Origin of the sequence: Streptomyces griseus, assembly GCF_001715295.1 — a bacterium.
Taxonomy (GTDB): domain Bacteria; phylum Actinomycetota; class Actinomycetes; order Streptomycetales; family Streptomycetaceae; genus Streptomyces; species Streptomyces griseus_G.
This window is the reverse complement of record NZ_MDKB01000002.1, coordinates 1771538-1790831: the sequence shown is the minus strand read 5'-3', so window position 1 is coordinate 1790831 and position 19294 is coordinate 1771538. Positions and strand designations below refer to the sequence as shown.

Here is a 19294-nt window from a genome sequence, read left to right as displayed (position 1 = left end):
GTCAGCCCCGCTCGTCCAGCCCGGCCAGCACCAGTGGCAGCCTGGCGTCCCCGTCGGCCGTGACGCGTACGGGGACGCCCCAGTCCTGCTGGTGCACATGGCAGGCCGGGTACTCGTTCGCCGGGTCGTCGTCGCAGGACGCCGCCATCGCCGAGACGTGCAGGACCCCTTCGGTGACTCCGTCCGCCAGCACCAGGTCCCTGCCCAGGTCCGTGCCGGGGCCGGAACCCCCGGCGAGCAGCTCGGGCGGGGTCGAGGAGACCAGCAGCCGGGTGGAGGGGCCGTACCGGGTGTCCAGCTTCTGCCCGGCGGGCGCCTGGAAGACGACGTCCAGCCGGAGGGTGCCGGGGGCGATGTCGGTGGCCGCCCGCCGGGTGCGGTGGGCCCGGTCCGCGACCCGCACGGCCTCCTCGGGGAGCCGCAACCGGGTCAGCCGGTGCCGGGCGGACTCGACGACCACCAGGTCGCCGTCGACGAGCACGGCGTCGCTCGGCTCCCGCAGGTCCGTGGCCAGCGTGGTGACCTCGCCGGTCTCCGGGTCGTAGCGCCGCAGGGCGTGGTTGTACGTGTCGCTGACCGCGACGGAGCCGTCGGGCAGGGCGGTGACGCCGAGGGGGTGCTGGAGGAGCGCCTGGCCGGCCGCGCCGTCCCGGTGGCCGAAGTCGAACAGCCCGGTGCCGACGACGGTGTGGACGGCGCCTTCGCGGTCCACGTATCTCAGCGCGGAGGTCTCCGAGTCGGCGACCCAGAGCCGGTCACCGGCTGCGGCCAGACCGGACGGCTGGGCGAACCAGGCCTCGGCGCCCGGCCCGTCGACCAGTCCCTCGTTGGTCGTCCCCGCGGCGACGCGCACGGTGCCCCGGCCGGGGTCGTACGTCCACAGCTGGTGCACCCCGGCCATGGCGATCCACAGCCGGCCGTCGAACCAGGCGACATCCCACGGGGAGGACAGGTCCACCTCCGTGGCCGGCCCGTCGGTGGCGGAGCCCTGCCACCACTGGCGCCCCGTGCCGGCGAGCGTGGTCGTCGTACCCGTGGCGAGGTCCAGGGCCCTGATCGCGTGGTTGACCGTGTCCGCGACGGCGATGCGGCCGTCGGGCAGGACGGCGAGGCCCTGCGGTTCGCTGAACCTGGCGTCCTCCGGGCCCCCGTCGGCGAAGCCGCGCTCACCGGAGCCGATGTGCCGGCGTACGGTCTCGCCGTCCGCGTCCAGCTCGACCAGGCGGTGGCGGGTCGTGTCGGAGACCAGGAAGCCGCCGTCGGGCAGCAGGAGCGCCTTGCCCGGGAAGCGCAGATGGGTGGCGACCGGCTCCGGAGCCACGTACGGGCCGTCCCCGCGGCGCAGGGTGCCCTTCGCGGCGTGCTCGGCCTCCAGCTCCTCCACGAGCTTCTCGATGGCGTGCGCGTGCCCCTCACCGGCGTGCTGGGCGACGACGTAGCCCTCCGGGTCCACCACGACGAGCGTGGGCCAGGCGCGTACGGCGTACTGCTTCCAGGTGGCGAGCTCGGGGTCGTCGAGGACGGGGTGGTGCACCTCGTAGCGCTCGACGGCGTCGACCACGGCCTGGTGCTCGGCCTCGTGCACGAACTTCGGCGAATGGACGCCGATGATCACCACGGTGTCGCGGTGTTTCTCCTCGAGCTCGCGCAGCTCATCGAGGACGTGGAGACAGTTCACACAGCAGAACGTCCAGAAGTCCAGGACGACGATGCGTCCTCGCAGGTCGGCGAGGGTGTATTGCCGACCACCCGTATTGAGCCAGCCGCCCTTGCCGGTGAGTTCGGGGGCGCGGACGCGTGCACGTGCTGTCATGACACCAGTCAACATCACGAGGTCCTGCGCGCATTCCGGTGAGGCGTCGTGGAACCTGTGATCCATGAGACTTCTCGTGCGTGAGCGTCTGTTCGCCGTCGGAGACGACTACTGGATCGAGGACGCGGACGGGCACAGGCTCTTCCTGGTCGACGGCAAGGCGATGCGCCTCCGTGACACCTTCGAGCTGAAGGACCAGGACGGCCGGGTACGGGTGGAGTTCCGCCGGAAGCTGGTGAGTCTGCGGGACACGATGGTCGTCGAACGCGACGGGGAGCCGCTCGCCCGGATCAGGCGGAAGCGGCTCTCGCTCCTGCGGAACCACTACCGGGTGACCCTGGTGGACGGCACCGAACTCGATGTCAGCGGGAAGATCCTGGACCGCGAGTTCGCCGTCGAGTACGACGGCGAGCTGCTCGCCCGGATCTCCCGGCGCCAGCTCACCGTCCGGGACACGTACGGCATCGACATCGTCCGGGAGGACGCCGATGTGCCCCTGCTCGTCGCGGTGGCGGTGTGTGTGATCGTCCTCGCCGACAAGGAGCGCGACGAAGAGTGAGGGCCACGGCGACCCGCGTCCGGTTTCACGTGAAACGCGGGCGTCCTCCGGTCCGCCCGGTCAGCGCGGCGGGGCGAGTCCGAGACGGCGGTCCTTGAGGGCCGGGAACTGCTCGCGTGTGGCGGCGGTCTTCGCCGGGTCGAACTCCACGGTGAGTACCTCCTCGGCCGCGCCGGCCTCGGCGAGGACCTCGCCCCACGGATCGACGACGATGCTGTGCCCGGCCTGCTCGACACCGGCGTGGGTTCCCGACGAGCCGACGGCCAGGACGTACGCCTGGTTCTCCACGGCCCGCGCCCGGGCCAGCAGGGTCCAGTGCGAACGGCGGCGCTCGGGCCAGCCGGCCGCGACGACGAGGGTCTCTGCCCCGGCGTCGGTCAGTCCCCGGAACATCTCCGGGAAGCGCAGGTCGTAGCAGGTGGCCAGACCCAGAGTGGTCCGGGGCAGGGCGACCGTCACGAGTTCCTCGCCCGCGCCCATCATCACCGCCTCGCCCTTGTCGAAACCGAAACGGTGGATCTTGCGGTAGACGGAGGTCCGCTCGCCCTCGGGCGAGAAGACGAGCGAGGTGTTGTACAGCGTGCCGTCCTCGGCGCGTTCCACGAAGGAACCCGCGTGCAACCAGACCCCGGCCTCGGCGGCGGCCTTCGCCATCACGTCGTGGGTGGGACCCCGCAGCGGTTCGGCCTCGTCGGCGAACGCCGTGTAGGCGAAGGCGCCGACCGGCCACAGTTCCGGAAGGACCACCAGATCCACGCCGCGCTGGGCCACGACCAGCGAAGCCGCTCGCTCCCTACGGGAATTGACCGACTCGTCCGGGTTTACTGCGATCTGGATGAGGGAGGCGTGCACACTACCACCGTCCTGGCGTGGGGACCGTCAACGCGGGCCTACGATCGTCACACGAAAGCACTGCCGGGGTGCCTGCTCGCAGCGTAACTTAGCGAGCGAACCTCCCACGCAGCCCGCAGACAGCGCCGTCAGTGCCGGCCAGCCCGCCGGCACTCCCTGCTCTCCAGCCCATGCACCGCAGAACCGCACGAGGGGTCCCGTGACCGTCCATCCCAGCCTCCAGACCTACGCCGACGCCTGGACCCACTCCATCGAGTCGATAGCCGAGCTGGTCAAGCCGCTCGCCGAGGGGGAGTGGAACCGCCGTACGCCCTGCCCGGGCTGGTCGGTGCGCGACATCGTCTCGCACATCATCGGCATGGAGTGCGAGCAGCTCGGCGACCCACGGCCGATCCACACCCTGCCGCGCGACCTCTACCACGTGCAGAACGACTTCCAGCGCTACATGGAGATGCAGGTCGACGTCCGGCGCCACCACACGGCACCGGAGATGACCTCGGAGCTCGAGTACACGCTCATCCGGCGCATGCGCCAGCTGCGCAACGAGTCGCGTGCCCCCGAGACCATGGTGCGGGCACCGCTCGGCGCCGAGCAGACCCTGGAACTCGCCCTGCACCTGCGGGCCTTCGACGTCTGGGTGCACGAGCAGGACCTGCGTACGACGCTGGGTCAGCCCGGCAACCTGGACTCCCCCGGCGCCCTGGTCGCCCGTGACACGCTGCTGGCCGGGCTGCCGAAGGTGGTCGCCAAGGACGCGGGCGCACCGCACAACTCGGCGGTCGTCCTCGACGTGCACGGCCCCGTCGAGTTCCTGCGCACGGTCCGTGTGGACGGTGACGGCCGCGGGTCGGTCGACGGTGCGCCGTCACTGGGTCCCGCCGCGACGCTGGCGATGGACTGGGAGACGTACTACCGGCTGGCGTGCGGCCGGGTCCGGCCGCACGCGGTGGAGGACCGGATCAAGATCGAGGGCGACCAGGAACTGGCGGCCGCGATCCTCCAGAACTTCGCCGTGACACCGTGAGGCCGTAGCAGCCGCTCCGCGGTGCGGTGCCGGCGTGACTCCGTGGTGCCGAGGCGGGCCGGCCGCCGGGCCCGCGGGTGGGCCGGCCGGTGGCGCCCGCCCGGCCGGGACCGGGCGGGGGCGCCCCCGGACAGCGGTCAGACGGGCACGTGCACGGCTTCCACCCGGCTGACGACGTGGTGGTCGCGCTCCCTGTGCGTGGCGCGTGCGTGCAGTCGCAGGATCTGCGTGACGCCGATCGCCTCCAGGACGAAGACCGAGGCGAAGGCGACGCGGTAGTTGTCGCCCGTCGCGTCCAGCAGCACGCCGATCGCGAACAGCGTGGTCATCGAGGCGACGAACCCGCCCATGTTGACGATCCCCGAGGCGGTGCCCTGGCGCTCCGGCGGGTTCGCCGGCCGGCCGAAGTCGAAGCCGATCATCGACGCGGGGCCGCAGGAGCCGAGCACCACGCACAGAGTGACGAGCAGCCCCATGGGCGCGTGGTCACCGGGGTAGAAAATCGTGGACGCCCAGAGCAACGCGGTCAGCCCGACCGTGCCGAGGGCGAGCGGGGCGCGTGCCGCGTGGTGCCGGGCGATGACCTGTCCGTAGACGAGCCCCACCACCATGTTGGAGAGGACGACGAGGGTGAGCAGCTCACCGGCCGTCCCCCTGCTCAGTCCCTGGGCCTCCACCAGGAAGGGCATGCCCCACAGGAGCAGGAAGACCATGGCCGGGAACTGGGTGGTGAAGTGCACCCACATGCCGAGCCGGGTGCCCGGCTCGCGCCACGAGGCGGCGATCTGCCTGCGGACGAACGAGGCGCCGGCGTGCCGGGCGGGCGGCGGTTCGTGGCCTTCGGGGTGGTCCTTGAGGAAGAGCAGCAGCAGGACGAGCACGACGACGCCGGCGACGGCGCTGCCCGCGAAGGTGGCCGTCCAGCCGAAGCCGTGCAGCGCCCGGGCGATGACGAGGGTCGAGACGAGGTTGCCCGCCATGCCGAACAGTGCGGCGACCTGTCCGATCAGCGGCCCGCGCCGGGCCGGGAACCACCGGGCGCCGAGACGCAGCACGCTGATGAAGGTCATCGCGTCACCGCAGCCGAGGAGCGCGCGCGAGGCGAGCGCCATGCCGTACGAGGGGGAGAGGGCGAAACCGAGCTGGCCGAGGGTGAAGAGGACCGCGCCGAGGGTGAGGACCTTCCTGGTGCCCAGCCGGTCCACCATCAGGCCGACGGGTATCTGCATGCCGGCGTAGACGAGGAGCTGGAGGATCGAGAACGTCGACAGGGCCGAGGCGTTGACGTCGAACCGGTCCGCCGCGTCGAGTCCGGCGACCCCCAGACTCGTACGGAAGATGATGGCGACGAAGTAGACGGCGACCCCGATGCCCCAGATCCAGGCGGCACGCCGGCCGCCGGGCGGATCGCCGGGCAGGGAGAGGGTGGGGGCGGGGGAGGTCACCGGTCATCACCTCGGACCAGGACCTTGACCCGGCTCACGTGGCGTCGTACCACCTGGGCGGCACCGTCCGCGTCACCGTTCCTGATGGCGTCCAGGAGCTCGCCGTGCTCGGTGATGTTGGCGGCGATCCTGCCGGGGTGCGCCTCCATCACGGCGACGCCCATGCGCAGCTGGCGGTCGCGGAGCTGGTCGTAGAGCCGGGAGAGGATCTCGTTGCCGGCGTTCTTGACGATCTCGGCGTGGAAGCAGCGGTCCTTGACGGAGACGGCCTCCAGGTCGCCGGCCTCGGCGAGCTGCCGCTGCTCCTCCAGGAGCTGCTCGAGGCGGGCGATCAGCTGCGCGGAGGCGGGCACGGCCTTGCGGGCGGTGAACTCCTCGACGAGCAGCCGGGTCTCCACTACGTCGGCGATCTCCTGGGCGGAGACGGCGAGCACGAGAGCGCCCTTCTTGGGGTAGAGCTTGATCAGCCCTTCGACCTCCAGGCGCAACAGCGCTTCCCGTACGGGCGTGCGGGACACGCCGACGGCGTCGGCCAGGTCGCCCTCCGTGAGGAGGGTGCCGCCCTCGTAGCGGCGGTCGAGTACGGCCTTCTTGACGTGGGAGTAGACGCGCTCGGCGGCCGGGGGCTGTTTGACGGGGTTCTTCGCGGGTTCGGCGGTGACCAGGGGTGCGGCAGGCATGCGCACAGCATAGATACAACATGCACGCATGGTGGGACCCGTCCGCGATGCGGGACACCACCACGGCCGCCGCGCGCACACGGCGGCCACCCCGTCGGCCGCACTCCCTTCTCACACAGCCACGACATCCGAAGTCACCGCTCCCAGTACATCCATCTCCCCGGTTCATGAGTCTCACCACGGGGCGGCACCCTCATGTGGCCGCCAAACAGGGGTATTTGGAGCGTTTGACTTGAAAATCGGTCTTAAGGGCATACACCGCGCAAACGTTGCCGCCACCGTGGCCCTCACCGCAGGCGCCGTCCTGGCCGGCAGCGCGTTCGCCACCACAGCTCAGGCAGCGACGCCGCCCACGCCGTCGATCACCGCCAAGGGCGGGTTCGTGATGGACAACGGCACCGCGAAGACGCTCTACACCAAAGCCGCGGACACCCGCCGCTCCACCGGTTCCACCACGAAGATAATGACGGCCAAGGTGGTGCTGGCCCAGAAGAACCTGAACCTGGACTCCAAGGTCACGATCCAGAAGGCGTACAGCGACTACATCGTCTCCAAGAACGCCTCCTCGGCCCGGCTCATCGTCGGCGACAAGGTCACGGTCCGTCAGCTCCTGTACGGGCTGATGCTGCCCTCGGGCTGCGACGCCGCGTACGCCCTGGCGGACAAGTTCGGCTCCGGCACCACGCGCGCCGCCCGGGTGAAGTCCTTCATCGGCAAGATGAACGCCAGTGCCAAGAGCCTCGGTCTGAAGAACACGCACTTCGACTCGTTCGACGGCATCAGCAGCGGGTCCAACTACTCGACGCCACGCGACCTGACGAAGATCGCCAGCGGTGCCATGAAGAGTTCCACCTTCCGCGCGATCGTCAAGACGAAGTCGACGAAGCAGAAGGTCACCACGAAGAGCGGCGGCTACCGCTACATGTCGTGGACCAACACCAACCCGTTGCTCGGCAGCTACAGCGGGGCGATCGGCGTGAAGACCGGTTCCGGCCCGACGGCCAAGTACTGCCTGGTCTTCGCCGCGACCCGGAACGGCAGGACGGTCATCGGCACGGTCCTCACCGCGACCTCCGCGACCACCCGGTCGGCCGACGCGAAGAAGCTGCTGGACTACTCCTTCAAGAAGTAGGTCCGTACGTACGGAAGAGGGGCCCGCCGCACGGACGGGCCCCTCCTTCGTTCCGGCTGCGGCCGTCAGGCCCAGGTGATGAGCCGCTTCGGCTGTTCCAGGATCGCCGCGACATCGGCGAGCACCTTGGAGCCGAGCTCACCGTCGATCAGCCTGTGGTCGAACGACAACGCCAGCGTGGTCACCTGGCGGGGCTTCACCTTGCCCTTGTGGACCCAGGGCTGCGGCTTGATCGACCCGACCGCGAGGATCGCGGACTCGCCCGGGTTGAGGATCGGCGTACCCGTGTCGACACCGAAGACGCCGACGTTGGTGATGGTCACGGTGCCGCCGGCCATGGCCGCCGGGGAGGTCCTGCCCTCGCGTGCCGTGGAGACCAGTTCGCCCAGTGCCTCGGCCAGTTCGGGCAGGGTCTTGTCGTGCGCGTCCTTGATGTTCGGCACGATCAGACCGCGCGGGGTGGCCGCCGCGATGCCCAGGTTGACGTAGTGCTTCTGCACGATCTGCTGGCCGGCCTCGTCCCAGGCGGCGTTGACCCCGGGGTTCCGCCTGATCGCGACGAGGAGGGCCTTGGCGATGATCAGCAGCGGATTGACCCGCAGCCCCGCCATGTCCTTGTCTTCCCTGAGCTCCGCCACCAGCTTCATCGTGCGCGTCACGTCGACGGTCACGAACTCCGTGACGTGCGGCGCCGTGAAGGCGCTGCCGACCATGGCCTGGGCCATGGCCTTGCGTACGCCCTTGATGGGGACGCGCGTCTCCCGGCCGGCCTCCGCCACGGGGGCGGCGGCAGGTGCGGGGGAGGCGGGCGCCGCCGGGGCCTGCGCGGGGACCTCGGCGGGGGCCGGGGCCGCCGCCGCGTGGACGTCCTCGCGGGTGATGACACCGCCCTCGCCGGTCGGGGTGACCGTCGCCAGGTCGATCCCCAGGTCCTTGGCCAGCTTGCGCACCGGCGGCTTGGCGAGCGGACGGCTCTCCGGTACGGCGGCACCGCGGCCGTTGATCTCGGCCTGCACGGCGGCGGCGGCCGGTCCCGGGACCCCGGCCCCCTTGCGGGCGCGCCGCTTCGTGGAGGTCTCGGCCACGCCGTAACCGACCAGCACCGGCTGGCGGCCCTTGGGTGCCTCCGGCACGGGCTCCGCCACGGGCTCCCGCACCGGCTCCGGCGCGGCCGCGGGGGCCGCCGGGGCGTCACCGCTGCCGGGCTCCACGTCCACCGCGATGATCACCTGGCCCACGTCGACCGTGGCGCCCTCGGGGAAGCGCAGCTCGTGCACCACCCCGTCGAACGGGATCGGCAGTTCCACCGCGGCCTTGGCGGTCTCGACCTCGCACACGACCTGTCCGTCGGTGACGGTGTCGCCGGGCTGGACGAACCACTTGAGGATTTCCGCCTCGGTCAGTCCCTCGCCCACGTCGGGCATCTTGAACTCACGGAAACGGGCAGACGTCTCGGTCATCGTCGTCACGGACCCTCTCCTCAGTACGCCAGCGAGCGGTCGACGGCGTCGAGCACCCTGTCGAGACCCGGCAGGTACTCGTCCTCGAGCCGGGCCGGCGGATAGGGGGCGTGGTAGCCGCCGACCCTCAGTACCGGTGCTTCGAGGTGGTAGAAGCAGCGCTCGGTGATCCGGGCCGCGATCTCGGCCCCGGAGCCGTAGAACACCGGTGCTTCGTGGACCACCACCAGGCGGCCGGTCTTCTCGACCGAGGCCTGGACGGCGTCGAAGTCGATCGGGGACATCGACCTCAGGTCCAGGACCTCGAGCGACTTGCCCTCCTCCTGCGCGGCGGCGGCCGCCTCCATGCACACCTTCACCATCGGGCCGTACGCCGCCAGCGTGAGGTCGGAGCCCTCGCGGGCCACGGCGGCCTTGTGCAGCGGGCCGGGGATGGCCTCGGTGTCGAGCTCCCCCTTGTCCCAGTAGCGCCGCTTGGGCTCGAAGAAGATGACCGGGTCGTCGCTCTGGACCGCCTGCTGCATCATCCAGTAGGCGTCGTTGGCGTTGGACGGGGAGACGACCTTCAGGCCCGCCACATGGGCGAAGAGGGCCTCGGGCGACTCACTGTGGTGCTCGACGGCGCCGATGCCACCGCCGTACGGGATGCGGACGACGACCGGCATCTTGACCTTGCCCAGCGCACGGGCGTGCATCTTGGCGAGTTGCGTGACGATCTGGTCGTACGCGGGGAAGACGAAGCCGTCGAACTGGATCTCGACCACCGGGCGGTAGCCGCGCAGGGCCAGGCCGATCGCCGTACCGACGATGCCGGACTCGGCGAGCGGGGTGTCGATGACCCGGCCCTCGCCGAAGTCCTTCTGGAGGCCGTCCGTGATGCGGAAGACCCCGCCGAGCTTGCCGACGTCCTCCCCCATGACCAGGACCTTGGGGTCGGTCTCGAGAGCCTTGCGCAACGATTCGTTGAGCGCCTTCGCGATGGACATCTTCTGGGTGGCCATGGCTAGTTGCCCTCCTCGGCGAACGATGCCTGGTAGGCGGCGAACTGCGCGCGCTCCTCGTCGACCAGCGGGTTGCCGTCGGCGTAGGTGTGGTCGAAGATCGCCAGCGGGTCCGGGTCGGGCATGGCCCGCACCGCTTCGCGGACCCGCTTGCCGAGGGTCTCGCTCTCCTCCTCCAGCGCGGTGAAGTACGCGGCGTCGGCGAGGTCCTGCTTCTCCATGTACGTGCGCAGACGGAGGATCGGGTCCTTGGCCTCCCACGCCACCCGCTCCTCGTCCGCCCGGTACTTGGTCGGGTCGTCGGAGGTGGTGTGGGCACCCATGCGGTAGGTGAACGCCTCGACGAGGGTCGGACCCTCGCCCCGGCGGGCGCGCTCCAGCGCCGACCTGGTGACGGCGAGGCACGCGAGCACGTCGTTGCCGTCGACCCGGACGCCGGGGAAGCCGAAGCCCTGGGCGCGCTGGTAGAGCGGCACCCGGGTCTGCTTCTCGGTCGGCTCGGAGATCGCCCACTGGTTGTTCTGGCAGAAGAACACGACGGGGGCGTTGTAGACCGCGGAGAAGGTGAAGGCCTCGGCGACGTCGCCCTGGCTGGAGGCTCCGTCACCGAAGTACGCGATCACGGCCGAGTCCGCGCCGTCCTTGGCGACGCCCATGGCGTAGCCGGTGGCGTGCAGGGTCTGCGAGCCGATGACGATCGTGTACAGGTGGAAGTTGTTCGTGTTCGGGTCCCAGCCACCGTGGTTCACCCCCCGGAACATCCCGAGCAGATTGGTCGGGTCGACGCCTCGGCACCAGGCGACGCCGTGCTCCCGGTAGGTCGGGAAGACGTAGTCGTCGTCGCGCAGCGCCCGGCCGGAGCCGATCTGCGCGGCCTCCTGGCCCAGCAGCGAGGCCCACAGGCCCAGCTCGCCCTGACGCTGCAGCGCGGTGGCCTCGGCGTCGAAGCGGCGGGTCAGGACCATGTCCCGGTAGAGACCGCGCAGGTCGTCCGCGCTCAGGTCGATCTCGTAGTCCGGGTGCGTGACGCGTTCGCCCTCCGGCGTCAGCAGCTGTACCAGCTGGGGCTCGGAACTCTGTGGCGTCTTCGCGGCGCTGGTCCGCTTGCTGCTGCGTCGCGGTTTGCGCGCGGCAGTGCTCTCCACGGTCACGTACGTGCTCCTCCGTCGGTCCGGCCCCCGGGATGGCCGGGAACCAGTGCGGCTCGCCTGTGAGGGGACCCGGGCACGGGGTGGGTGCCGCTCGGTCCGGAACAGGCGTGACAGGTGCCCCGGCGAGCACCCTGTCATAGGCACGTTACCCAGTGCTTCGCATAACTGCGAAACACCTTGTGACCTGCGATTTTGCTTGGATTTCCAAGTAAATCGTGAAAATCGCGAAGTCCTGCTGGTCACAGCACTGGTAACGGCCGCACAGGCCGCCGGAACAACGGCACGTTATCCCGGCCGTCGGCGGCAGGGAAGGGCGGACGGGAAAGGAGTGTGTGAGACTGCGAGCGTGCGCGAAGATGGAAAAATCACTGTATTTCTGCTTGATGACCACGAAGTCGTCCGGCGGGGCGTGCATGAGCTGCTCTCCGTCGAGGAGGACATCGAGGTCGTCGGCGAGGCCGGTACGGCAGCGGACGCGCTCGCCCGGATCCCCGCGACGCGGCCCGATGTCGCCGTCCTGGACGTCCGGCTGCCGGACGGGAGCGGCGTGGAGGTATGCCGGGAGATCCGCTCCCGGGACGAGGGCGTCCACTGCCTGATGCTCACCTCCTACGCCGATGACGAAGCCCTGTTCGACGCGATCATGGCCGGCGCGTCCGGGTACGTGCTCAAGGCGATCCGGGGCAGCGAACTGCTGAACGCCGTCCGGGACGTGGCGGCCGGCAGGTCCCTGCTGGACCCCGTGGCGACGGCACGTGTGCTGGAGCGGCTCCGGGAGGGCAAGGACGGCAAGGGCGACGACCGGCTCGCCGGCCTGACCGACCAGGAGCGCAGGATCCTCGACCTGATCGGGGAAGGGCTGACGAACCGGGTCATCGGGGAGCGGCTGCACCTCGCCGAGAAGACCGTCAAGAACTACGTCTCCAGCCTGCTCGCCAAGCTGGGTATGGAGCGGCGCTCCCAGGCGGCGGCTTACGTGGCGCGCCTCCAGGCCGAGAAGCGCTGAGCCGCGGGCGGGGCGCCCCGGCGCGAGCGCGCTTCCCGGGACTTTGGTCCCGCCCCACCGGGGGCGGCGGACCCTTACCCGGCTCCTACAGGTCACGGACAGTGGAACGCATGCTGTCCCTGGGCCCCTCCGACGAACTCCGTGCCATCGAACTCCTCGGCCGCGTCCGCTACGGCCGCCTGGCCACGAGCATGCGGGCCCTGCCCCACCTGGCCGTGGCCCGGCACATCGTCGTCGAGAACCGGGTGCTCCTGCGGATGCACCGCGGTCTCGGCCACCACGAGTCGTGCGACGGCAGCGTCATCGCGTACGGGGCGGACAACTGCGACGCGCGGGAGGCCGGCCGGCCCGGGGATCCCGGCGAGCCCGCCGAACTGTGGTCGGTGCAGGTCACCGGGCCCGCGGAGATCGTGCGCCCGGGGCCCGGGGAACGCGCGCGTCTCGGCTCCGGCCCGGCGACGGTGAACGGTGAGCCCTTCGATCCGGTGTACCTGCGTCTCGATCCGCATGTGATCCATATGCACACATGGAACTTCGACGCAAGTCCGTAAAACCAGCCACATAGCGTCACCTAACATGTGTCGAGTGCCGCGCTCATCTGTGACCCACCCGCCTGTGCCTCCGGTCGGCCAGGTCCTGCGCCGCTACCCCGGTACCGGTGAACCCCTCAGCTGCGAGCCCCTGACCAAGGGCCTGCTCAACCACGGCTACCGCGTCTCCACCACCCGTGGCCGGTACTTCCTCAAGCACCATCTCGACAAGCACCACCTCGACGACGCGAGCGGCGACCACGCCACCATCGTCCGGCAGCACCGGGCCACCCAGCAGCTGCACTCACTCGGTGTTCCCGTCGCCCCGCCGCTCGCGGCCACGGAGGGTGAGACGGTTACGGTCATCGACGGCAGGCGCTACGCCCTGCACCCCTGGGTCGACGGTCTCCACCGGGACGGCGCCCACCTGACGACGGCGCAGTCCCGGCGGCTCGGGGCGCTCCTCGGAGCCGTACACACCGGCCTGGAACGGGTCATGGAGGCGGCCCCGCCGCCTCCGGCACAGGAGCGGAGCCCGGACCCCGCCGACACGTTCACGCTGATCGACGAGTTACTGGCGGCGGCGCGGGGCAGGGGGCCGCGCGACGCGTTCGACGAGCTCGCCGTGCACCGTCTGGTCGAGCGCCGCGCCCTGCTGGAGCAGCACGCCCACCGTCGTCCACCCACCCCCGGGGGCGCCGCCAGGGGCTGGGTGCACGGCGATTTCCACCCGCTGAACCTGCTCTACCGCGGCGCCGACCCGGTCGCGATCGTGGACTGGGACCGGCTCGGTGTGCAGCCGCGGGCGGAGGAGGCCGTACGGGCGGCGGCGATCTTCTTCGTGCGGCCGAACGGCGAACTGGCCCTGGAGAAGGTGCGGGCGTACTCCCGCGCCTACCGGCGCTCGGCCGGCGCGGGCGCGGGCGAACTGGCGGCCGCGGTGCACCGGGTCTGGTGGGAGCGGCTCAACGACTTCTGGATACTGCGCTGGCGTTACCGCCTCCACGACCGCAGGGCCGACCCGCAGTTCCCTGCGGTGTCGGCCCTGGCCGTGTGGTGGACCCGCGCCTACGACGCGGTCGCCGAGGCCTTCACGGGGTGAGGCCCCGTGAAGGCCCGGACGCTGTTCAGGGGGTCGTTCCCGTGCCGGTCCCGGTGGTCGTACCCGCCACGGCGCCCGTTGAGGTCCCGGCCGGTGTACCGCCGCTGCCGCCGTCGGTCGTGGTGCCGCTGCCGTCGGTCGTGCCCTCGGTGGTGGTGCCGCCGTCGGTGGTGCCCGTGTCGCCGGTGGTGCCCGTGTCCCCGGTGGAGCCGTCGGTCGTCGAACCGCCGCCCCCGCTCGTGCCCGGGTCGGACGTCGTCGGGGTGTCCGTGGGCTCGCGGGTCGGCTGGGTCGGAGCCGTGTCACTCGGGGTCCAGGACGGCTCCTTGTCGGGCCAGGAGTTCCCGCCCGTGGAGTTGCCGGTCTCGTGCGACGACTCGTCCGACGGTTCGTCCGACGGCTCCGGGGAGGACTTCGTCTCGGTCGGCGACGGCGAGGACGACGGCGCGGCGGGCGGCTTCTTCTTCGTGTCTCCCTGGTCCGCCGCCTGCATGGCGAAGGCGACGCCCGCACCGATCGCGATCAGGGCCAGCAGGACGAACAGCCACATCTTCCCGCGTCCGCCGCCGCTGTGCGAACCGCCCGTGTACGCCCCGTCGTCGGGGTTCATCGGCGGAAGGATCGGCCCCTGCGAGGTGTCCCCGTGCAGGGGGTGCGCCATGGCGGCCGTACCGCCGCCGATGTTCATCGCCGCCGTGTGGCCGCCGTCGTGCCCCGCCACGACCGGGCCCGTGTTCCACGTCCCCGTGTGACCGCCCTGGACCTGCAGCATCTGCAGGCTGTACTGGACCAGGGCGCGCATCTCCTCGGCGCTCTGGAACCGGTCGTCCGGGTCCTTGGCGAGGGAGCGCATGACGAGGCCGTCCAGCTCGGGCGGCACGCTGCCCGCGACCTCCGACGGCGGAACCGGGATGTCCTGGACGTGCTGGTACACGACGGACAGCGGCGTCTCACCGGTGAACGGAGGCCGCAGGGCGAGCAGTTCGTAGAGCAGGCAGCCGGTGGCGTACAGGTCGGACCGGTGGTCGACCGCCTTCCCGAGCGCCTGCTCGGGGGAGAGGTACTGCGGGGTGCCCATGACCATGCCCGTCTGGGTCATCGTCGACTGGGCGCCGTGCAGCGCGCGGGCGATACCGAAGTCCATGACCTTGACCGCACCGGAGTTGGTGATGATCACGTTCGCCGGCTTGATGTCCCGGTGCACGATGCCGTGCTGGTGCGAGTACGCGAGGGCTTCCAGCACGCCGGAGACGATGATCAGGGCCTGCTCGGGCGGCGGGGCCTCGGCGCTGATCAGCAGATCGCGGATCGTGCGGCCCTCGACCAGCTCCATCACGATGTAGGGAACGGTCGCCCCGCCCACGACGTCCTCACCGGAGTCGTACACGGCGACGATCGCATGGTGGTTGAGCCCCGCGACGGACTGTGCCTCGCGGGTGAAACGGGCCTTGGAGACCGGGTCCTCGGCGAGATCGGACCGGAGCAGTTTCACCGCTACCGTGCGTCCCAGCCGGACGTCCTCCGCGGCGAAGACCTCGGCCATGCCGCCGCGGCCAAGCCGGTGGGTCATGCGGTAGCGGCCGTCCCCGACCACGCCACCGACGCCCCAGGAGTCGGTGCCATCCGAAACTCCGCCGCCGCTTGCTTCGGAATCGGGTGCCATCAGTCCTCGCCGTCGTATCTGTCCCCGCGTGCGCGGGTTCTCACGGTGCTTTGCTGCATTGCCACGTCACGCTACAGCCTCCGGGGGACACACCGGTTTCCAGAGTGACGGGCCATCCAATCGGCTGGCGTGGCGGGCACGCAAATTCCATGCGAATCCTGTAACGCTTCCGAGACGCTTCTCGTGCGTACGGTCACGGAACGGGCACCCGGCTTGACGTGTCGGACCCCTCGGGCAGACTTGGCCCGTAACAGGGATCACCGCGTCCGTCGGGCGCCGAGGGGGATGCAAGTCATGAGCCACGACGGCGCACACGGGCGCTACGCGGGCGGTTCCGTGGCCGGCGGCCGCTACCAGCTGCGCGACCTGCTCGGCGAGGGCGGCATGGCCTCGGTCTACCTGGCGTACGACTCGGCACTCGACCGCCAGGTCGCCATCAAGACGCTGCACACGGAACTGGGGCGCGAACAGTCCTTCCGTGAGCGCTTCCGGCGCGAGGCCCAGGCCGTTGCCAAGCTGCAGCACACCAACATCGTCTCGGTGTTCGACACCGGCGAGGACGAGCTGGGCGGCGCGCTCATGCCGTACATCGTCATGGAGTACGTCGAGGGACAGCCGCTCGGCTCCGTACTCCAGTCGGACATCCAGCAGTACGGCGCCATGCCCGCCGACAAGGCGCTCAAGGTGACGGCCGATGTGCTCGCCGCCCTGGACACCAGCCACGAGATGGGCCTGGTCCACCGCGACATCAAGCCCGGCAACGTCATGATGACCAAGCGCGGTGTCGTCAAGGTCATGGACTTCGGCATCGCCCGCGCCATGCAGTCGGGCGTCACCTCGATGACCCAGACCGGGATGGTCGTCGGTACGCCGCAGTACCTCTCCCCCGAGCAGGCGCTGGGCCGCGGGGTGGACGCGCGGTCCGACCTGTACTCGGTCGGCATCATGCTCTTCCAGCTGTTCACGGGACGCATACCCTTCGACGCGGACTCGCCGCTCGCCATCGCGTACGCGCACGTCCAGGAGGAGCCGGTCGCCCCGTCGAGCATCAACCGGTCCCTCACCCCCGCGATGGACGCACTCGTCGCCCGCGCGCTCAGGAAGAACCCGAACGAGCGCTTCCCCAGTGCCGCGGCGATGCAGGACGAGATCACCCGCGTGCTGAACGCGAGCGGTCCGGCCGGTGCTCCGGTGATCATCGGCGGCGGTGCGCCGGTCAACAGCGGCTCGGGCGTCGGCTCTGCGGTCTTCCCGCCCGTGGACCAGGCCACCCCCTCTCCGCACGGCGTGCAGACGCCCTACCAGCCGCAGCCCCACCACCCCCAGTCGCAGCCCGGCCCCTACGGGGTGCCGACCCCCGCTCCCACGCCGGGATACGGCTACCCGCAGGCGGCCCAGCCGTACGCGTCCCCCGCCACCGTGGGGCACCGGACCCCGCCTCCGTACACGACGTCCCCGCAGCCCACGGGCGGACGGGGCGGTTCCCGGTCGAACATGCCGGTCGTCGTGGGGTCGATCGTGGTGGCGCTGATCGCGGTCGGCGGCCTCATCGCCTTCCTGAACATGCGCGACGACTCCGACTCCGGCAAGGGCGGCGACCCCGGTACCGGCGAGTCCGCGGCGGCGGGGGAGCACAAGCCCCCGGAGCGGAACCGGACGATGGAGACCGAGAAGTGCACGGACGCGATGGAGGACACGGACGACCCCGCGAAGGTGCAGGCGCCGAACTTCGTCTACAAGGACATCCTCTCCGCGAAGGCGTGCGCCGACGCGGCGGGCTGGACCGTCAAGGTGATCGAGGTGGAGGGCAACACCTACGCGGAGGACCAGGTCATCGACCAGTTCCCCACGCCGGGTACGGCTGTGGCGGAGCGGGGCGCCCACTTCGAGCTCCGGATCGCCACGGGCGACCCGGCCTGACGGCTGGGTGCGTGCCGCGTATGCGCTGCGTGCGTGCGGCCGCGTACGTGCGTGTGCTGCCTTCCTGACGGGCTCCGACGCCTCCGACTGCCTCCGGCTCCGGCCTCCTTCCTGACAGCGGCCCCGCTGAGCGCGCGCGGGTGCCGGATGCCCGCCGGGGGCCGGGTGGCGCGCAGGTGCCCGAAATGCCGGGCCCCCTGGTGCGTGTGACGCTGGTCTCATGCCTCCGGGACTCCTGGCTTCACGGCCGTCACGATGCGTGGCCGGTCTGGCGATGGCCGCCGGGCTGATCCTCGGGCCGGTCTCCACGGCGTACGGGGACGTACGGTCGTCAGCTGCCACCTCTGCGTACGCCTCCGCGGCACGGGGCCTTCCGGCCGCCCACGCGCTCTCCGCGCGCACCCTCCCCACGCGCGCCCTCCCCCCGCGCACGCCGGGGGCCGCCGCCCCCGGTCGGCCGTCGTCGTCGCCGTCCCCGCGGCCCCCCGGCACCGGTCCGTCCGCCGAGGACTCCCCCATGGCCGGGAGGCAGGCGGGGAAAGGCCGTCCCAGGCCGGGGCGGTCGCTGACACCCGTGGAACTCGAGCGCTCCGAGACGCCCCCCGCCGACGAGGTACCACCGGAACCGGACCCGGACGAGGTGCCCGCCTTCACCCCACCGCCCGGCGCTTTCCCCGAGCCGGGGAAGTCGTCCCGGCAACGGCAGGCGCTGGACGGATCGGCCGCGCGGCAGGTCCCGCTGCTGACGCTGGGCAGCGGGCTCGCCTCGGTCGGCCTGGGCCTGGGATTCCTCGCCTTCCGCATGCGCCGGACGGGCTGACCGGGGGGACGCGACCACTGCGCGTTCGTCGAACTGCGCACCCTCCGAGCCGGCGGCCTGCGGCAGGCTCGACCTGCTGGACCTGCTGGACCTGCTGGACCTGCTGGACGCGCTCGACCTGCTCGACCTGCTCGACCTGCTCGACCTGCTCGACCTGCTCGAAGGGGAGTACCCGCACGGTGCGGAGAGGTCGTCGCGGGCGAGCCAATCCCCGAGTCCGCCGGGATGCACGTCGGCTCGCGCACGGCCCTACGTGGTTCCGGGCAGACGTGGACGGTCACCGGCAGGATCGAGCTGCCCGGCGAGCTGGACGCGAGTGCGCTGTGCGCGGACGCGGGCGCGGCCCTGGGCGCGTGGAAGGCGGCGGCCGAACGTGTCGAGACGGTCGTTCCGCCGCACCCCGATGACGTCAGGTGGCTCGCCCGGGGCCCTGCCGGGGCGGAGGCGTCCACGGCCTGATCGGCTGATCCGGCGCCCCCGGAAAGGTGGATCATGCGTTTCCGGGGGCACCACCGTGTGGTGCAGCAGGTGTGCGAGACAATGGCTACATGGAGATGCCGAGGAATGACCGGTCGCAGGAGCACCCCCAGGTCCTCGTGGTGGGGCAGGACGGAATGGCTATCGGGGGCGGCGACGACGAGTCGCGTGAGGTCCCGGTGACGGAGATGGTCGAGCAGCCCGCCAAGGTCATGCGCATCGGCAGCATGATCAAGCAGCTTCTGGAAGAGGTCAGGGCCGCTCCTCTCGACGAGGCCAGCCGGGTGCGGCTCAAGGAGATCCACGCCAGTTCGGTGAAGGAGCTCGAGGACGGCCTGGCGCCTGAGCTGGTGGAGGAGCTGGAGCGGCTCTCGCTGCCGTTCACCGAGGAGTCCGTTCCCTCGGAGGCCGAGCTGAGGATCGCCCAGGCCCAGCTGGTCGGCTGGCTGGAGGGGTTGTTCCACGGGATCCAGACGGCGTTGTTCGCCCAGCGGATGGCGGCCAGGGCGCAGCTGGAGCAGATGCGCCGCGCCCTTCCCCCGGGTGCGCTCCACGAGGACGAGGAAGGCGGCCCTGACCCGCACGGCCCGGCTCGTTCCGGCCCGTACCTGTAGCCGTTCACGGCGGGCTCGGGGCGACACCGCGCGGAGGCGCGTGCG

Annotated in this window: 18 protein-coding genes; 10 read left to right on the top strand and 8 right to left on the bottom strand. The window is 71.0% G+C overall.

Annotation, left to right across the window (positions count from 1 at the left end; genetic code table 11):
* Position 1: 1 nt before the first annotated feature.
* Positions 2-1813: an NHL domain-containing thioredoxin family protein gene (locus BA175_RS14615; protein WP_069172119.1), complete on the bottom strand. Its 1812-nt coding sequence runs from the start codon at positions 1811-1813 to the stop codon at positions 2-4.
* Positions 1814-1877: 64 nt separating this feature from the next.
* Here BA175_RS14615 and BA175_RS14610 point away from each other — a divergent pair, with 64 nt between their 5' ends.
* The gene (locus BA175_RS14610; protein ID WP_069171701.1) at positions 1878-2372 is read left to right on the top strand and encodes an LURP-one-related/scramblase family protein; all 495 of its coding nucleotides are present in this window, start codon (positions 1878-1880) and stop codon (positions 2370-2372) included.
* A gap of 60 nt (positions 2373-2432) precedes the next feature.
* On the opposite strand, the gene BA175_RS14605 is transcribed toward BA175_RS14610, so the two are convergent.
* Positions 2433-3224, bottom strand: coding sequence for a carbon-nitrogen family hydrolase (locus tag BA175_RS14605; RefSeq protein WP_069171700.1), 792 nt, complete (start codon positions 3222-3224; stop codon positions 2433-2435).
* 199 nt (positions 3225-3423) lie between these two features.
* Between BA175_RS14605 and BA175_RS14600 the strand changes: the two genes are divergently transcribed.
* The gene (locus tag BA175_RS14600) at positions 3424-4248 is read left to right on the top strand and encodes a maleylpyruvate isomerase family mycothiol-dependent enzyme (protein WP_069171699.1); all 825 of its coding nucleotides are present in this window, start codon (positions 3424-3426) and stop codon (positions 4246-4248) included.
* Between the two features lie 137 nt (positions 4249-4385).
* Here the strand turns inward: BA175_RS14600 and BA175_RS14595 are convergent, their stop codons facing one another.
* Together BA175_RS14595 and BA175_RS14590 are read right to left on the bottom strand one after the other, a co-directional pair.
* Positions 4386-5693: an MFS transporter gene (locus BA175_RS14595; RefSeq protein ID WP_069171698.1), complete on the bottom strand. Its 1308-nt coding sequence runs from the start codon at positions 5691-5693 to the stop codon at positions 4386-4388.
* A complete protein-coding gene (locus tag BA175_RS14590) occupies positions 5690-6373 on the bottom strand; it encodes a GntR family transcriptional regulator (RefSeq protein WP_069172118.1) in 684 nt (227 codons plus the stop codon). The genes BA175_RS14595 and BA175_RS14590 overlap by 4 nt, the downstream gene beginning before the upstream one ends.
* A gap of 232 nt (positions 6374-6605) precedes the next feature.
* Between BA175_RS14590 and BA175_RS14585 the strand changes: the two genes are divergently transcribed.
* Complete coding sequence (locus BA175_RS14585) at positions 6606-7505, top strand: D-alanyl-D-alanine carboxypeptidase family protein (protein WP_079159546.1); 900 nt, start codon at positions 6606-6608, stop codon at positions 7503-7505.
* Between the two features lie 65 nt (positions 7506-7570).
* On the opposite strand, the gene BA175_RS14580 is transcribed toward BA175_RS14585, so the two are convergent.
* The 3 genes from BA175_RS14580 to pdhA are packed head-to-tail and all read right to left on the bottom strand — an operon-like array spanning position 7571 to position 11117.
* Complete coding sequence (locus BA175_RS14580) at positions 7571-8974, bottom strand: dihydrolipoamide acetyltransferase family protein (protein WP_069171696.1); 1404 nt, start codon at positions 8972-8974, stop codon at positions 7571-7573.
* A gap of 11 nt (positions 8975-8985) precedes the next feature.
* Positions 8986-9966 (bottom strand): alpha-ketoacid dehydrogenase subunit beta, encoded by a 981-nt coding sequence (locus BA175_RS14575; protein WP_069171695.1) that lies wholly within the window; start codon positions 9964-9966, stop codon positions 8986-8988.
* Between the two features lie 2 nt (positions 9967-9968).
* Positions 9969-11117 (bottom strand): pyruvate dehydrogenase (acetyl-transferring) E1 component subunit alpha, encoded by a 1149-nt coding sequence (pdhA, locus tag BA175_RS14570; RefSeq protein WP_069171694.1) that lies wholly within the window; start codon positions 11115-11117, stop codon positions 9969-9971.
* A gap of 346 nt (positions 11118-11463) precedes the next feature.
* Here pdhA and BA175_RS14565 point away from each other — a divergent pair, with 346 nt between their 5' ends.
* The 3 genes from BA175_RS14565 to BA175_RS14555 all read left to right on the top strand — a co-directional run bounded on the left by BA175_RS14565 (position 11464) and on the right by BA175_RS14555 (position 13755).
* Positions 11464-12123: a response regulator gene (locus BA175_RS14565; RefSeq protein WP_069171693.1), complete on the top strand. Its 660-nt coding sequence runs from the start codon at positions 11464-11466 to the stop codon at positions 12121-12123.
* Between the two features lie 110 nt (positions 12124-12233).
* The gene (locus tag BA175_RS14560) at positions 12234-12674 is read left to right on the top strand and encodes a pyridoxamine 5'-phosphate oxidase family protein (RefSeq protein ID WP_069171692.1); all 441 of its coding nucleotides are present in this window, start codon (positions 12234-12236) and stop codon (positions 12672-12674) included.
* A 25-nt stretch (positions 12675-12699) separates the two neighbouring features.
* The gene (locus BA175_RS14555) at positions 12700-13755 is read left to right on the top strand and encodes a phosphotransferase (protein ID WP_069171691.1); all 1056 of its coding nucleotides are present in this window, start codon (positions 12700-12702) and stop codon (positions 13753-13755) included.
* A gap of 25 nt (positions 13756-13780) precedes the next feature.
* Here the strand turns inward: BA175_RS14555 and BA175_RS14550 are convergent, their stop codons facing one another.
* Positions 13781-15418 (bottom strand): protein kinase domain-containing protein, encoded by a 1638-nt coding sequence (locus tag BA175_RS14550; protein WP_069171690.1) that lies wholly within the window; start codon positions 15416-15418, stop codon positions 13781-13783.
* Positions 15419-15712: 294 nt separating this feature from the next.
* Here BA175_RS14550 and BA175_RS14545 point away from each other — a divergent pair, with 294 nt between their 5' ends.
* The 4 genes from BA175_RS14545 (at position 15713) to BA175_RS14530 (ending at position 19249) form a co-directional block, all read left to right on the top strand.
* Entirely contained in the window at positions 15713-17338 is a 1626-nt protein-coding gene (locus tag BA175_RS14545; RefSeq protein WP_069171689.1) for a protein kinase domain-containing protein, read from the top strand.
* Positions 17339-17912: 574 nt separating this feature from the next.
* Entirely contained in the window at positions 17913-18158 is a 246-nt protein-coding gene (locus BA175_RS14540; protein ID WP_254667868.1) for a hypothetical protein, read from the top strand.
* Between the two features lie 225 nt (positions 18159-18383).
* Positions 18384-18617 (top strand): hypothetical protein, encoded by a 234-nt coding sequence (locus BA175_RS14535; protein ID WP_069171688.1) that lies wholly within the window; start codon positions 18384-18386, stop codon positions 18615-18617.
* Between the two features lie 89 nt (positions 18618-18706).
* Positions 18707-19249, top strand: a complete 543-nt coding sequence (locus tag BA175_RS14530) for a bacterial proteasome activator family protein (protein ID WP_069171687.1) — start codon at positions 18707-18709, stop codon at positions 19247-19249.
* Positions 19250-19294: the final 45 nt, after the last annotated feature.

What these genes read in the sequence shown, in the direction of transcription:
- BA175_RS14615 (WP_069172119.1), bottom strand. Translation starts at nt 1,813, where the DNA reads ATGACAGCACGTGCACGCGTCCGCGCCCCCGAACTCACCGGCAAGGGC.
- BA175_RS14610 (WP_069171701.1), top strand. Translation starts at nt 1,878, where the DNA reads ATGAGACTTCTCGTGCGTGAGCGTCTGTTCGCCGTCGGAGACGACTAC.
- BA175_RS14590 (WP_069172118.1), bottom strand. Translation starts at nt 6,373, where the DNA reads ATGCCTGCCGCACCCCTGGTCACCGCCGAACCCGCGAAGAACCCCGTC.
- BA175_RS14575 (WP_069171695.1), bottom strand. Translation starts at nt 9,966, where the DNA reads ATGGCCACCCAGAAGATGTCCATCGCGAAGGCGCTCAACGAATCGTTG.
- BA175_RS14560 (WP_069171692.1), top strand. Translation starts at nt 12,234, where the DNA reads ATGCTGTCCCTGGGCCCCTCCGACGAACTCCGTGCCATCGAACTCCTC.
- BA175_RS14555 (WP_069171691.1), top strand. Translation starts at nt 12,700, where the DNA reads ATGTGTCGAGTGCCGCGCTCATCTGTGACCCACCCGCCTGTGCCTCCG.
- BA175_RS14550 (WP_069171690.1), bottom strand. Translation starts at nt 15,418, where the DNA reads ATGGCACCCGATTCCGAAGCAAGCGGCGGCGGAGTTTCGGATGGCACC.
- BA175_RS14545 (WP_069171689.1), top strand. Translation starts at nt 15,713, where the DNA reads ATGAGCCACGACGGCGCACACGGGCGCTACGCGGGCGGTTCCGTGGCC.
- BA175_RS14535 (WP_069171688.1), top strand. Translation starts at nt 18,384, where the DNA reads ATGCACGTCGGCTCGCGCACGGCCCTACGTGGTTCCGGGCAGACGTGG.
- BA175_RS14530 (WP_069171687.1), top strand. Translation starts at nt 18,707, where the DNA reads ATGGAGATGCCGAGGAATGACCGGTCGCAGGAGCACCCCCAGGTCCTC.